Annotated in this window: 12 protein-coding genes; 8 read left to right on the plus strand and 4 right to left on the minus strand. The window is 64.9% G+C overall.

Features of this window, described 5'->3' with window-relative positions:
* Positions 1-24 precede the first annotated feature (24 nt).
* The 6 genes from ACN0X7_RS13610 to ACN0X7_RS13635 are packed head-to-tail and all read left to right on the plus strand — an operon-like array spanning position 25 to position 5,542.
* Positions 25-1,164 (plus strand): glycosyltransferase, encoded by a 1,140-nt coding sequence (locus ACN0X7_RS13610; RefSeq protein WP_417518137.1) that lies wholly within the window; start codon positions 25-27, stop codon positions 1,162-1,164.
* Positions 1,161-2,018, plus strand: coding sequence for a squalene synthase HpnC (gene hpnC, locus ACN0X7_RS13615; RefSeq protein WP_417518139.1), 858 nt, complete (start codon positions 1,161-1,163; stop codon positions 2,016-2,018). Before ACN0X7_RS13610 ends, hpnC begins: the two co-directional genes overlap by 4 nt.
* Positions 2,015-2,866 (plus strand): presqualene diphosphate synthase HpnD, encoded by an 852-nt coding sequence (gene hpnD / locus ACN0X7_RS13620; RefSeq protein ID WP_417518141.1) that lies wholly within the window; start codon positions 2,015-2,017, stop codon positions 2,864-2,866. The genes hpnC and hpnD overlap by 4 nt, the downstream gene beginning before the upstream one ends.
* Positions 2,867-2,871: 5 nt before the next feature.
* Complete coding sequence (gene hpnE, locus ACN0X7_RS13625; protein ID WP_417518143.1) at positions 2,872-4,134, plus strand: hydroxysqualene dehydroxylase HpnE; 1,263 nt, start codon at positions 2,872-2,874, stop codon at positions 4,132-4,134.
* Positions 4,131-4,865 carry a glutathione S-transferase family protein gene (locus tag ACN0X7_RS13630; protein WP_417518145.1) on the plus strand — a complete coding sequence of 245 codons (735 nt, stop codon included), beginning with the start codon at positions 4,131-4,133 and terminating at the stop codon, positions 4,863-4,865. The genes hpnE and ACN0X7_RS13630 overlap by 4 nt, the downstream gene beginning before the upstream one ends.
* An 11-nt stretch (positions 4,866-4,876) precedes the next feature.
* Positions 4,877-5,542 carry a crotonase/enoyl-CoA hydratase family protein gene (locus ACN0X7_RS13635; protein WP_417518147.1) on the plus strand — a complete coding sequence of 222 codons (666 nt, stop codon included), beginning with the start codon at positions 4,877-4,879 and terminating at the stop codon, positions 5,540-5,542.
* A 3-nt stretch (positions 5,543-5,545) separates the two neighbouring features.
* On the opposite strand, the gene ACN0X7_RS13640 is transcribed toward ACN0X7_RS13635, so the two are convergent.
* The 4 genes from ACN0X7_RS13640 to ACN0X7_RS13655 form a co-directional block, all read right to left on the minus strand.
* The gene (locus ACN0X7_RS13640) at positions 5,546-6,409 is read right to left on the minus strand and encodes a sulfurtransferase (protein ID WP_417518149.1); all 864 of its coding nucleotides are present in this window, start codon (positions 6,407-6,409) and stop codon (positions 5,546-5,548) included.
* The gene (locus ACN0X7_RS13645) at positions 6,409-7,800 is read right to left on the minus strand and encodes a 4-hydroxyphenylacetate 3-hydroxylase N-terminal domain-containing protein (RefSeq protein ID WP_417518151.1); all 1,392 of its coding nucleotides are present in this window, start codon (positions 7,798-7,800) and stop codon (positions 6,409-6,411) included. The genes ACN0X7_RS13640 and ACN0X7_RS13645 overlap by 1 nt, the downstream gene beginning before the upstream one ends.
* A gap of 125 nt (positions 7,801-7,925) precedes the next feature.
* Positions 7,926-9,152: a cytochrome P450 gene (locus ACN0X7_RS13650; RefSeq protein ID WP_417518153.1), complete on the minus strand. Its 1,227-nt coding sequence runs from the start codon at positions 9,150-9,152 to the stop codon at positions 7,926-7,928.
* 57 nt (positions 9,153-9,209) lie between these two features.
* Positions 9,210-10,889 carry a hypothetical protein gene (locus tag ACN0X7_RS13655; RefSeq protein ID WP_417518155.1) on the minus strand — a complete coding sequence of 560 codons (1,680 nt, stop codon included), beginning with the start codon at positions 10,887-10,889 and terminating at the stop codon, positions 9,210-9,212.
* 169 nt (positions 10,890-11,058) lie between these two features.
* Here ACN0X7_RS13655 and ACN0X7_RS13660 point away from each other — a divergent pair, with 169 nt between their 5' ends.
* Both ACN0X7_RS13660 and ACN0X7_RS13665 read left to right on the plus strand, forming a co-directional pair.
* Positions 11,059-12,201, plus strand: coding sequence for an iron-containing alcohol dehydrogenase (locus tag ACN0X7_RS13660; protein WP_417518157.1), 1,143 nt, complete (start codon positions 11,059-11,061; stop codon positions 12,199-12,201).
* A gap of 297 nt (positions 12,202-12,498) precedes the next feature.
* Positions 12,499-13,650, plus strand: coding sequence for an MFS transporter (locus ACN0X7_RS13665; protein WP_417518159.1), 1,152 nt, complete (start codon positions 12,499-12,501; stop codon positions 13,648-13,650).
* Positions 13,651-13,686: the final 36 nt, after the last annotated feature.

A 13,686-nucleotide genomic window follows, 5' to 3' on the forward strand; every position in this document is an offset into this window, starting at 1 on the left:
GTTGGGCTGGTATCACCTGCGCCGATGACGACCGCGCTGTTCATACTCTTTGGCCTCTGTATTGCCGCATGGATCTATCTGATCGTGCTGCGCGGCGGTTACTGGCAGTTGCAGGAGCGCCTGCCCGGTGAGATGAAAACGCCGGAAACCTGGCCCACGGTGGCCGTTGTCATTCCCGCACGCAACGAAGCGGACCTGATCGGCGAAACCGTGCGACGCCTGACGGAACAGACCTATCCGGGCGATCTGCGCCTCATCGTCGTGAACGATCACTCGGAAGACGGCACCGGCGACAAAGCCCGGCAGGCGGGCAATGACCGCACGGTCGTGATCGATGCCGAAGCCCGTCCGGAAGGCTGGATGGGCAAGGTCTGGGCGATGGAACAGGGTGTGCGCCATCTGCGGGAGATGGGTGCCGAGCCGGATTACATCCTGTTCACGGATGCGGACATTCACCATCCGCCAGACAGCGTTTCGCGACTGGTGGCACATGCGGAAGAGGACCGGCGCGATCTGGTCTCGCTGATGGTCAGGCTGAAGGTCGAAACCTTCTGGGAGCGTCTGCTGATCCCGGTTTTCGTGCTGTTCTTCTCCAAGCTCTATCCCTTCGGCTGGGTCAACGATCCGACGAAGAGCACCGCAGCGGCGGCAGGCGGCTGCATGCTGGTGCGCAACGAGGTCGTGCAGCGTGCGAACCTGATGGAGGCGATACGCGGCGAGCTGATCGACGACTGTGCGCTGGCGCGGGCCGTGCGCGACGCCGGGTCTGGCCGCATCTGGCTCGGCCTGACGGAAGATGTGCACAGCGCCCGCGCCTACGGCGGCCTGTCCGGCGTCTGGGACATGGTGGCCCGCACGGCCTTCACACAGTTGCGCTTCTCCCCGATCCTGCTGCTTGGCAGTGTGGCGGGCATGATCTCTCTCTATCTGTCCTGGATGCTCGCCCTGCCCTTCGATATCGGCCTGGCAATCGGCTGCTTCGCCCTGCCGATCCTCACCTTCAGTCCGGCCCTGCGCCTTTACGGGCAACCGGCGTGGATGATGGCGCTGCTGCCGCTCGCGGGACTCATGTACGCCCTGATGACGCTCGACAGCGCGCGGCGGCACTGGACGGGCAGAGGCGGAAACTGGAAGGGTCGCTATCAGGCGAAGATCGCGAAATGAGCCCCGGCACCGGCCAGATCGAGACCGCCTCGGGCAAGGGCGCGAAGGACGAGAACTTTCCCGTCGGGTCGTTCCTGCTGCCGAAACGCCTGCGCCCGCATGTGGCCTGTTTCTACGCCTTCGCGCGGGCCGGTGACGACATCGCCGACAACCCCGACCTGAGCCCGGAGGAGAAGCTCGACAGGCTGCAGGCGTTCGACGACGCACTGGTCAACGGGTCGTCCGATCCGGCGCTCGCCAAACCTGACCGCCTGCGCGACAGTCTGCGCCAGACGAACGTCACGGACCGCCATGCGCGCGACCTGCTGCGGGCTTTCATGCAGGACGCGGTGAAGACGCGCTACGACAGTTGGGACGATCTGATGGGGTACTGCCGCCTTTCCGCGTCGCCCGTGGGGCGCTATCTGCTGGACCTGCACGGCGAGGACCCGGCGGACTACGCCGTGTCCGATCCGCTGTGCGATGCGCTGCAGGTCATCAATCACCTGCAGGACTGCCAGGAGGACTATCGCGACATGGACCGGGTGTATCTGCCGCAGGAGTGGCTGAAGGCCCGGGGCATCGACGAAACGGCGCTGAACGCAGATTCCGCATCGCCGGCGCTGCGCGCGGTTCTGGATCAGTGCCTCGATGGCTGCGAGAACCTGATGATCAGGGCTCGCAAGATGCCGAAAAAGCTGCAATCAAGACATCTGGGTGCCGAATCTGCCGTGATCGTCGCTCTGGCGGATGCGCTGATGGAACAATTGCGGCGGCGCGATCCGCTGGCCGAACGCGTGGCATTCGGCAAACCGCGCATGGCGATGATCGCCGCCGGTGCGCTGGGACGCTTCTATCTGGGAGGACGTGCGTGAACGCCGAACTGGAGAAGGCGCACGACCATGTGCGCCGCATCGTTGAAAAGTCGGGCACCTCGTTCGGGCTGGGCATGAAGATCCTGCCGGAGGATGGGCGCAGAGCCATGTACGGCGTCTATGCCTTCTGCCGGGAGATCGACGACATCGCCGACGAGCCCGGGACCGAACAGGCCAAGCGCGACGGGCTGGACAAATGGCGCAAGGAGGTCGAGCGGCTGTACCAGGGTCAGCCGGAAGATCTCACCATGGTGGCACTGCTGCCCGCCGTTGAAGCCTATGACCTGCCGAAACAGGAGTTTATCGAGCTGATCGACGGCATGGTGATGGACGTCGACCTCGACTTCGGACGTGCCGAGCGTCTGGACCACAGCGGGCTTCACCTCTATTGCCGACGGGTCGCTGGCGCGGTGGGCATGCTGTCCATCCGCATCTTCGGCGAACCTGATGCGACGCAGTTCGCGCTGGCCATGGGCGATGCGCTGCAACTGACCAACATCCTGCGCGACATCGGCGAGGATGCCGACGAGGGCCGCATCTATCTGCCCATCGACATGATCCGCGCCGAGGGGATCACAGCGACCGATCCGAAAGAAATCGTCCGTGACCCGCGCCTGACCGCCGTGTGCGACCGGATCGCCGAGGAAGCCGACGCCCGCTTCCGAGACGCCGAGGAGCAGTCACGCCGCCATGACCGCCGGAAGCTGAAGCCCGCGCTGGTCATGGGATCGATTTATCGCGGCTATCTGGACAAGCTGCTGGCGCGCGGCTTCGCCGACCCGACCGCGACGGTGAAGATGTCGAAAGCCGCGAAAGCCACCCGCGCCCTGCGCGCGATGATGGGCTGACCGGTTTGGCGGGCACTGTCCATGTTCTCGGCGCCGGTCTCGCCGGACTTGCGGCAGCGCTGACGCTTTCGGCTGAAGGCCGCAAGGTCATCGTCCACGAAGCGGCCAACAAGGCAGGCGGGCGCTGCCGCAGCTACCATGATCCCTTGCTGAACCGCGTCATCGACAATGGCAACCACCTGATGATGAGCGCCAACGATCACGTCTTTGCCTGGCTGGACGATATCGGCGCGCGCAGCCGCGTGGCGGTCACCGATCCGGCGGCCTACCCCTTCGTCAATGTCGAAACGGGCGAGCGCTGGACCGTGAGGCCCAATCGCGGCCCGATCCCGTGGTGGATTTTCGTGCCCTCGCGGCGTGTGAGGGGTGCACGGATCCGGGATTTTCTGGAAGGCATCCGGTTGCTGAGGGCCGACCCTGAGAAGACCGTGGCCGATTGCCTGTCGCAGGACACGATGCTGTGGCGGCGTTTCTGGGAACCGCTAACGGTGGGCGCGCTGAACTGCGCGCCACACGAAGGGGCCGCCGCGCTGCTGGCGGAAGTCCATCGCCGGACCTTTGCCAAGGGCGAGGCCTTCTCGCGGCCCGTGTTCGTGAAGGAGAGCCTGGCCGACGCGCTGATCGACCCGGCCATCGCCCTGCTGGAACGCCGGGGCGTACAGGTCCGCCTGCGCAGCCGGGTGCGCGCGCTGCAATACGACAGCGACAGGCTGAACGGTTTCGCGACAACGCGTGAGGAAATCGTCCTTCACACCGATGACAGGGTGATCATGGCGCTGCCTTCGTGGGTGGCTGCGGAACTGATGCCCGAGATCGGGCCGCCGTCGGGCGCGCGGATGATCCTGAACCTGCACTTCCTGCTGGATGGAAAGCCGGACCTGCCGCCGGTCACCGGCCTGACGGGCAGCATTGCGCAATGGCTGTTCATCAAGGGTGAAGTCGCGTCCGTGACCGTCAGCGCGGCGGATCCGTTCGCCGAGACACCAGCCGACGACATCTCGGCCCGGATCTGGCCGGAGATCGCCGTCGCGCTGGGTACGCCCGGGGCACCGCAACCGCCCTGCCGTGTGGTGAAGGAGAAGCGCGCGACTTTTCTGCAGACCCCCGCCAACGAGAAGCGCCGCCCCGGTGCGGTGACGCACTGGTCGAACCTTTTTCTGGCCGGGGACTGGACGGATACGGGCCTGCCCGCCACCATCGAAGGCGCACTGCAGTCGGGACGGACGGCAGCCGCCTCCGCTATGGCCCAGTCGGGAGGACCGTCATGAGCATCGACATCCATTCCGCCGCGACGCCGAATGGCTGGAAGATTTCCATCATGATCGAGGAACTGCGGGAAGCGGGCATCGATCTGCCGGAAACGAATTTCCATCTGATCAGTCTGATGGACGGGGACCAGTTCACGGACGATTTCACCGCCATGAACCCGAACCAGAAGGTCCCGGTGCTGGTCCACGATGGCCGCGCGGTCATGGAAAGCTGCGCCATCCTGCAGTATCTCGGCGAGACCTTTCCGACGGCCCTGCTGCCGCTGGATGAACGACGGTGGGACGTGGTACCTTGGCTGTACTGGCAGGCGGCCAATCTGGGTCCGGTGTTCGGCAACAAGCTAAGCTACACGCGTTATATCACCGACGCGACGGACGCGCAGAAATCCCATCCGCTGGAGCGGTTCGAGAAGGAAGCGCAGCGCCTGCTGGGCGTGCTGGACCGTCAGTTGCAGCAGCATCCGTTCATCTGCGGTGCGGATTTCACCGTCGCCGACATCGCCGTTTTCCCGTGGGTGCGCGCCTGGAAATGGGCGAAGATCGACATCACCAGCCGTCCGCGTATCGGCGACTGGCTGGAACGTGTCCGCGCCCGGCCCGGCGTCGGACGCGGCGTGGCGTGGGGCGTGCCCGCCGATGAGGTGGACAGCTTCAGCCAGGAACGCCGGGCACAGTACAGGAAGAGCGGCGGTTCCATCGCCTCCAACAACAGACTGAAAACAGATATCTGATCGGAAATCCCATGAGCGTCTCCCTTGAACTGAAAGACGGTATCGCCCTGGTGACCATGGACGACGGCAAGGCCAACGCCGTGTCCGAGGCGCTGCTGGACGCGCTGGAGCCGGTGCTGGACGAAGCCGAACAGAAGGCCGATGCGGTCATTCTGGCGGGACGGCCCGGGAAATTCTGCGCCGGGTTCGATCTGAAATCGCTGCAGGGCGGCGATGCCGAAGCGGCCCAGCGTCTGATCCGGCGCGGCGGACAGATGGTGCACCGCCTGTTCAGCTATCCGAAGCCACTGGTCGCCGCCGCGACGGGGCACGGCATGGCGCTGGGTGCGCTGTGGCTGCTGGCCTGCGACAGCCGCATCGGCGCGCGCGGGGCCTACAAGTTCGGGCTGAACGAGACCGCCATCGGCATGGTGCTGCCGACCTTCGGGCTGGAGCTGGCGCGTATGCGCATACCCGTATCGCTGCATACCGAAGCGGTCATCCAGGCGCGCATCTACGATCCGGCTGGTGCCATCGCAGCGGGCTATCTGGATCAGGTCGTTGATGAAGTCGCCGTCATGGATGTCGCCATGGAAGCCGCGCGCGAACTGGCGAAACTGCCCGGCGGAGCCTATGCCCAGACCAAGCTGAACATCCGCAAACCCGCGCTCGACGTGATCGAAAAGAGCCTGGCCTGACGATCAGCCCTCGCCGGTCTCCATCGGCAGGTCCGGCTCGGTGGACCATTCCAGCAGGGAATTGTCGTACAGCGTGACCCTGTCGTGTCCCGAGACCTTCATCGCGAACAGGGTCGCCGCCGCGGCAATCCCGCCGCCGCAATAGGTGATGGCCGCCCGATCCGGCGACAGATCGGCGAAGGCCGCGCGAATTTCCTCGACCGGCGCGAACGCGCCTGTCGCCGGGTCCATCAGATCCTGCGCCGGAATATTGGTGCTGCCGGGGATATGGCCGGGTCGCCCGTAATGCGCCCCGCCGGTCCCGGCATGCTGTTGCGGCGACAGCGCATTGATCAGCAACGCGTCACCCCGGATCGCCTCGGCCACTTCGGCCTTGCGGGCGACCGCAGTCTCATCGCGCTGCCCCTTGAACACCGAAGGCGTGAAACGTTCCTCACCCATCGAGACCGACCGGCCTTCGGCTGTCCAGCGCGCCAGACCGCCATCCATGATCCGGACATCGCGGCACCCGGATACGGTCAGCACCCACCACGCCCGCGTCACGGCCACCGGCGTGCCTTCCGGATTGCCGTAGACCACGATCGTGTCGTCGGGTGTCACGCCGATGGCCGACAGCACCCGGTCGATCTGCGCCTGCGGTGCCAGCGTGAAGGCATAGGCCCCTTGCGGATCCGAGAGGTCATCGACCATGTGCAGGTAGGCAGCACCTGGAACATGCGCCGCCAGATAGGCGTCCCGGCACGAGTGGATGATGGACGAACCGACGGGGCGCGGTTCGAACCGCACGCTGCAATCGATGACACGCACGGTATCGAGATGCGCTTCGACCCAGGCCGGCGTGACGATCAGGTCGGCGCCCGATGCCATTATTCGGCAGCCTGTCCGGGCAGCATGCGCGCGGCGTGCAGCGCCTTCCTCTTCGCGCCTTCCATGTCGTAGTGCTTGCGCGTCACGATGCGCTGCGCATAGAGGCCGCCGCCCGCCTGAATGTTGGTGACAAAGCGCCAGCCGCCCATGGCATCCGCCGTCAGGTCGCGGATGGCATGGAACAGCTTCATGCGGTATTCGCCGTCCACTTCCGGGTTGGCGGTCATGTATTTGCGGACCAGCGGCCCGACCTCGTTGTTTTCCAGATCGGCAATCGAGGGCGCCGTCAGGATCGACCCGCCACCGATGTCGTGCAGATGACGGCACATCAGATTGTACTGCGTGGCCGCCTGATACTTGCCTGCGTTGGTGAAAAGTTCCGACGGGAACGCGGCACCATTGTCGCCGATGGTGCAGTTGGCGATCGCCGCTTCCAGCGCCGCCCGGATCAGGGTCGCGTGGATGATCATCTCCGAGATCTTCTCGCGCACATGCTGCACCTTCTGCAGGCCGTTGGCCTCGGCGATCAGTTGCGCGAAGCCCACCAGTTCGTCGGCCTCATGCGCCATGAAGGTGAGGCCGCCCAGCCGTTCCCAGAGGCCCAGCGAATGCGCGAACTGGCCCGCATGGTGGGTCTCGCCGTTCAGGAAGATGCGCTCGTTCGGCACGAACACATCGTCGAAGATGACGAAGCCTTCGGGCATGTGGTTCTGGCGGCTGACCGGGAATGCGCGGTCGTCCTCGTGCCGGGGCGCGTAGGACGTGTTGACGATCTTCACGCCCGGCGCGTTCACTGGCACGGCACAGGCGATGGCATAATCCTCCTCGCCTGGCTTCATGGCCTTGGTCGGGATCACCATGGTCTCATGACCCAGCGACGCACCGGTGATGTGCAGCTTCGATCCCCGGATCACGACGCCGTCGCTGCGGCGTTCGACGACGCGGGTATAGGCATCGGGATCGGGCTGCTTGCCGGGGCTGAGCGAACGGTCGCCCTTGCCGTCGGTGATGCATTCGGTGATGCGGATGTCGCGCTTCTGGGCATCCTTCACCCAGGCGTCGATCCGCTCGGCATATTCGGGATGCTCGCCGCCGATCCGGCCCGCCGCCGTCATCAGCGTCATGATCGACTGGTTGGTCGTATTGGCCACGATGTCAGCTTCGGTAAGGATCGGCAGCCGTGCCTTCAGCTCCTCCGCCGATTTCGGAATGTCCATCAGCGGGCTGGTCGCATCGGGCCCCGGCGCGTAAAATCGGTCGTAGCCCTGGGCGATCAGGCGGGCGGATTCCGCCATCAGCTTGTCATCCATGATCCGCTCGACCTTGCGGCCCTCGAAATAGGTCGCCCGACCGTCGTCCAGCGACGCCAGATATTCCTCACCCGTCATCATGGCTCAATTCCTCCCCAGGAGATCAAACGTATTGGTTCACATGCGTACTATCGTGACACAGCACGACGCTGGGTCAAGGCAGGGCAGATGGCAGGCGTACGCAAGGCCGCTCTAACGGGATGGAGCTAAATCACTCGGCGTACGAGCAGGGAGCTAAACCCGCGGATGAAATTGGAAAACACGCGCTCCGGCGTGTCGGTGACCTCGAACATCATGCCGCGCGCAAGGACCTCCTCCCAGAGGATGCGCAGTTGCAGTTCCGCCAGCCGGTCGCCGACGCAGCGGTGGATGCCCGCCCCGAAGGCCAGATGCCGCCGCGCGTTCGACCGATCCACGCGAAAGGCTTCCGCATCCTCGAACACGGCTTCGTCGCGGTTGCCGGAGACATACCAGAGCACCAGCTTCTCCCCCTTGCGGATGGTCTGGCCGCCGAACTCGCAATCGGCCAGCGCCGTGCGCCGCATGTGAATGACCGGCGTCTGATAACGGATCATCTCCGAGACCATGTTGGGGATCAGGTCAGGGTTCTGCCGCACCAGATCGCGCTGATCGGGATTGTCGTGCAGCGCAATCAGACCGCCGCTCATGGAATTGCGCGTCGTGTCATTACCGCCGACGATCAGCAGGAACAGCGTGCCGATGAACTCCGCCCGCGACATGTCCTGCGTCACCGGATCGTTTGCCAGCATCGTGATCAGGTCGAAACCGCCCCGCCCGTCCTTGCGCGCCTCCCACAGCGGCTGGAACGCGTCAGCCATCTGTTCCAGCACCGCATAGCGTTCATCCTCGGTCTTCACCAGCGGGTGCGGCGCGTTCAGATTGGCGGTGGCGACGTCGGACCAGTACATCAGTTCGTGACGGCGTTCCTGCGGGAAACCCAGCATGGTGGCCAGCATCATCGACGTCAGATCGACCGACACCCGCGATACCCAGTCGAATTCCTCACCGATTGCAATTCCCGCCAGCAGGGCGGCGGTGCGTTCGCGGATCAGATCCTCATAGGCGCGCAGGCTCTGGCGGTTGCCGATGGGTGCGACCGCACGGCGTCGGGGGGTATGCTCCGGCTTGTCCATGGAGACGAAGGCCGGCCGGTCGAGACCTGGCGCAATGTCGTTGAGCTGAATACCGCCCAGATCGGCACGGTTCGAAAAATGTGCCGTATCCAGTTCGGCCTGTGCGATCAGATCGTGGGACGAAACCGACCAGAAGGGCCCATAGGCGCTGTCGGCGCAGTAATGCACCGGCGCTTCGGCACGGAGCCTCTCAAACAGGGGCTGCCAGGAATCGCTGGCATAGATCGCCGGATCGCTGACATCGATCCGGTCCAGCTCCGGAAGGTCCTTATCCGCCATCGGTCAAGCGCACTCCTGTTTCCATATCCCCGTCAGCCTGACAGGCGGGGCAGTCACTCAATCCAGCGAACCCGGCTTCAGCGTCAGCGGTTCCGGACAGTCGCGTCGTGCGAATGCGCCGTCGCGCCTGCGCTCGATACTGACGACCACATCATCCAGACTGGAAAGCTCACGCGAACCATCCTCGCGCTTGCCCATGGTACCGCCCGCGACGTTCAACACGAAGCCGAGATCATCGTCCCCTGCCAGGAAAGGCGGTACCGGCCGTTCACGGAAGGCATCGAACAGATCCTCGATCCCCGCCCGCGCGAGCGTACAGGTTCCAAGGCTGATTTCGAGAGCCTCGGCCCGCAGACGGAGACTGATCGTGGTCTCATTCGGTTCGGCAGCCGTCCGGGGACCGTAACGCAATATGTAGCTGTACGCGTTGCTGCCATAGATGCCGCCCGTTTCCAGGACCCAGACATTGCGCGCAACCCGCACCATGCCTTCATGGCCGTGTTCGCCATAATGTGTCAGTTGCTGGGGTGCGCGGAACTCGGCGCGCGGCGACGCGGATGGATCGGCAACGCCGAACCAGCCGGTCAGGAAAGGCGCGGCAACCAGCCCGGCCAGCATCGCAAGCACGAAACCGAACGCCAGTCGTGGCGCACGCGGATCCCGGCGTACGATCGTGACCGCGGCAGTAAACGCCAGCCAGACCAGCACCACCGTCAGAAATGCAAGGATGTAGCCCTTGTCCACCTCTTCGGGCGTCCGGGTCAGGGCGTAGAGCGCCATCAGCACAGCCGGCAGAAGGCCCAGCCCCATCCAGCGCCGCCAGGTCGCCATGATGCGGCTGCCGGCACGATCACGCAGCGCAACGATGTAGCAGATGGAGGTGTAAAGCCCGCACAACACCACGACCGCCGCGACAATCGATACCCGGTCCGGGTCCGTGCTCGTCTGGTCCGATACCGTCAGGACCCTGGGTACAATCCAGAGATACAGCAACACCGCGCCAATCAGCCAGAAGGGCAGCGCGATGAAGCGCGTCACGCTGCGAAACCATTTTGATGTCGGTGGCGGTGCGGCGATGGATTCCCTGTCGATGGCCGGCAGGTCGGACAGGGCATACCAGGGCCAGACAAGACTGAACGCGATCACGACCGTCACCAGATTCCAGCTCACCGAAACGCCGGACGAATTGAACAGGGCTTCGGTCAGAAGAATCAGGACATTCACGGCTGCCACGGCGAGCCCGGCAATCACGAAGCCAATCACACCCGCCACGAACGATCTCAGCGTCCAGTAGACGAACAGGTCATTGTCGATCCGGCCCACCGCGTAGGGCAGCACGAACGCCGCACAGGCACCTGCCATCACGATGTGCATGGACATCGTGTTCGACAGCGCCCGGTGCGACGGCCAGTCCGCGCCCCACTGGAGCCCGAGCGCCGCCGCCGCATCAAGCGACATCAGCACGAAACAGATCGCAAAGATCGGCAGCGGCGCGAAAAGGCTCAGCCACATCGCCCGGCGCTTCAGCAACGGCGCGCGCTCGCCCAGCCGTGCCAGCCCGAGCGTCACGAAGAACGAGGTCAGCCCGCCCAGAAACAGCCCGTAGTTTTCACGCAACCCCAGATCGAAGGGCGGCACAGGCAGTTCCAGCACGACGCCCAGCATCCAGACCGTATTGCCCAGCGCCAGGAACATCGGGATCGGATACTGCTGCCACGTTCGCATCGCGCCGGTCATCTCTTTCGGTCTCCCGTCAAATCTGCAGCCGCAGTCTGACACCATGAATCGGGCAGGAAATGGGCACGGCCTCGACCGCTTCCCGACAATTTCAGCCGGGCTGCATTGCCCTCTGCCATATCCCGGCTAAAGTCGCGGGCAACAACATATCACGGGAGGGAGAAGGGCCATGGCGCTCATTACATTCGTCAACCAGTGCCACATCGAGCACGGTGCCATCGACATGCTGGGCGCGACGCTGGAGCAGTTGGGCATCAAGAAACCCCTGATCTGTACCGACAAGGGGCTGGTCGATCTGGGCATCGTCGACACCATCCGGGGCCGCATTCCCAACGACGTCGATGTGACCATCTACGACGGCACGCCGGAAAACCCGACCGAGGCTGCTGTGACCGACGCGGTGCAGATGTTCCGCGACAATGACTGCGACGGCATCATCGCGCTGGGCGGCGGATCGTCGATGGACCTGTCGAAGGGCGCGGCGCTGCTGCTGACCCATGACGAGCCTCTGATCAACTACAACATCGCCACGGGCGGCGCGATGAAGATCGGCCCCTGCACGCCGATGATCGCGATCCCGACCACCTCCGGCACCGGCTCGGAAGTCAGCCGCGGCGCGGTGATCATCACCAATGACGGCCGCAAGCTGATCTTCGGCAGCCCACACATGATCGCGAAGGTCTCGCTGTGCGATCCCGACCTGACCATTGGCCTGCCGCCGCGCCTGACGGCGGCAACCGGCATGGACGCGGTGACCCATCTGATGGAAGCCGTGATGAGCCCCAACGAGAACCCGCCTGCCGAAGCCATCGGGCTGGACGGGCTGTGGCGCGCGGTTGGTCAGGGCAACCTGATCCGGGCCACCGAGAACGGTGACGACAGGGATGCGCGCAAGGAGATGATGATCGCCGCGACCGAAGGCGCACTGGCCTTCACCAAGGGGCTGGGTTCGGTCCACGCCATGAGCCACGCGGTCGGGCGCATAGCGCATCTGAACCTGCACCACGGCACCCTCAACGCGGTCTGCCTGCCCGCCTGCCTGCGCTTCAATGACGAGGTGCTGGGCGAGAAACGCGACAGGCTGCGCCACGCCATGGGGGTACCGAAGGACAAGCCGCTGGACAAGGCCGTCGAGGAACTGAACGCGAAGCTCGGCCTGCCGGCCAACCTGTCGGAAATGGGCGTCACCGAAGACATGATCCCGGGCCTGGTCGAGCATGCGATGGTCGATCCGACCACGATGACCAACGCCCGGCCCGTGAATGCCGAGCAGTACGAGGCACTGTACCGGGACGCGATGGGGATCGCCTAGAAACCGCCATGCTGGGGATGGAAGGGTCGGCCGAGCATGGTGGCTCGGACGGGCAGAACAGCGCACGTGCACCGGTCGCCGCGGCACATCCTTTTTTGCCTTCGGGCTCGACCCGAAGGCCTCACACCTGTCGGCGAACCCGGTGTCGGCAATCGACTCAGGAGACCTTCGGGTAGAGCCCGAAGGCGGAAAAATGCAGGTTGGAGCAATTGTTGAATGAAAACTCGGCGCGAAACCGTAACCCGACCCCCGTGTTCTGCTGCACGGAAACGCGGATGACAAAACTCAGGTGATCGCATGAAGGCACTATGGGGCCTCGCGCTCGGCAACTTCGCGGTCGGCACCGGTGCGCTGGTGGTTGCCGGCGTGCTGCCCGACATCGCGCGCGACACCGGCGTGACCGATGCCACCTCCGGGCAGTTGATCCTGTTCTACGCCATCACCTACGCGGTGTGCGCACCGATCCTGGGGTCGCTGACCGGCGGCATCGACCGTCGTACGTTGCTTTGCGCATCGGCGCTGCTGATCGCCGCCGCCAATGTCCTTGCCGCGATGGCCACCGGTTTCGAGACCCTGCTGGTCGCCCGCGTCGTCGCAGCGGTCGGCGCGGCCATGTTCTCGCCCGTCGCGGCCGCCGTCGCCAGTTCGCTGGTGCCGCCGGAAAGGGTCGCGAGCGCCATCGCGCTGGTGTTCGGCGGCTTTGTCGTCTCGACGATCCTTGGTGTGCCCATGGGCACCTGGATCGGCGGCATGTTCGGCTGGCCTGCCACCTTCTGGTTCGTCGCGATCATTTCCGGGGTGGCCGCGCTGACGGTCCTGTTCGCCGTGCCGGGCGGCCTGAAGGCGCAGGGTGCCAGCTTCCGCGCGCTGGGATCGGTGCTGATCGATCACCGGCTGATGCTGGCGCTGTCGCTGGGCGTCACGCAGATGGCCAGCCAGTTCATCCCCTACACCTTCATCGCGCTGATGCTGATCGAGCGCGCGGGCGCGGACACCGACGGTATCACCCTGATCTTCCTGCTGTTCGGCGTGACCAGCCTGATCGGCAACATCCTCGGCGGGCGCGCGTCCGACCGCTACGGACCGGCGGCAACGATGCTGACGGGCATGGTCATCCTGCCCGTCGTGCTGGCGAGTCTGGGACTGATGCACTACGGCATCGTAGCCTCCGCGATCCTGCTCGGCCTCTGGGGCATGGCCGGCTTCAGCTTCGCGGCAGCCCAGCAGGCCCGGCTGGTCGCGCTCGCGCCTGACCTGCGGGGCGTCGTGCTCTCGCTTCACGCCTCATCCATGTACGTCGGACAGGCGGCAGGTGCCGCACTGGGCGCAGCGATCCTGAGCCGTTACGGCATGGGCGCGCTCGGTCTCGGCGGCGCGGTCATGGCCGTGATCTCGCTCGGCCTGTTTCTGATCTCTCGCTGGCAGTGGCGGGAACCCGCAGCGACCTAGGTTCGGACCGCCTCGTCAATCGACCTATAGGCATCC

The organism is Minwuia sp. (assembly GCF_048263705.1).
Lineage (GTDB): Bacteria > Pseudomonadota > Alphaproteobacteria > Minwuiales > Minwuiaceae > Minwuia.

Coding starts and splice junctions, on each gene's coding strand:
- ACN0X7_RS13640 (WP_417518149.1), bottom strand. CDS start 6,409: ATGGCATCGGGCGCCGACCTGATCGTCACGCCGGCCTGGGTCGAAGCG.
- ACN0X7_RS13665 (WP_417518159.1), top strand. CDS start 12,499: ATGAAGGCACTATGGGGCCTCGCGCTCGGCAACTTCGCGGTCGGCACC.
- ACN0X7_RS13645 (WP_417518151.1), bottom strand. CDS start 7,800: ATGATGACGGGTGAGGAATATCTGGCGTCGCTGGACGACGGTCGGGCG.
- ACN0X7_RS13630 (WP_417518145.1), top strand. CDS start 4,131: ATGAGCATCGACATCCATTCCGCCGCGACGCCGAATGGCTGGAAGATT.
- ACN0X7_RS13650 (WP_417518153.1), bottom strand. CDS start 9,152: ATGGCGGATAAGGACCTTCCGGAGCTGGACCGGATCGATGTCAGCGAT.
- ACN0X7_RS13610 (WP_417518137.1), top strand. CDS start 25: ATGACGACCGCGCTGTTCATACTCTTTGGCCTCTGTATTGCCGCATGG.
- ACN0X7_RS13660 (WP_417518157.1), top strand. CDS start 11,059: ATGGCGCTCATTACATTCGTCAACCAGTGCCACATCGAGCACGGTGCC.
- hpnC (WP_417518139.1), top strand. CDS start 1,161: ATGAGCCCCGGCACCGGCCAGATCGAGACCGCCTCGGGCAAGGGCGCG.
- ACN0X7_RS13655 (WP_417518155.1), bottom strand. CDS start 10,889: ATGACCGGCGCGATGCGAACGTGGCAGCAGTATCCGATCCCGATGTTC.
- ACN0X7_RS13635 (WP_417518147.1), top strand. CDS start 4,877: ATGAGCGTCTCCCTTGAACTGAAAGACGGTATCGCCCTGGTGACCATG.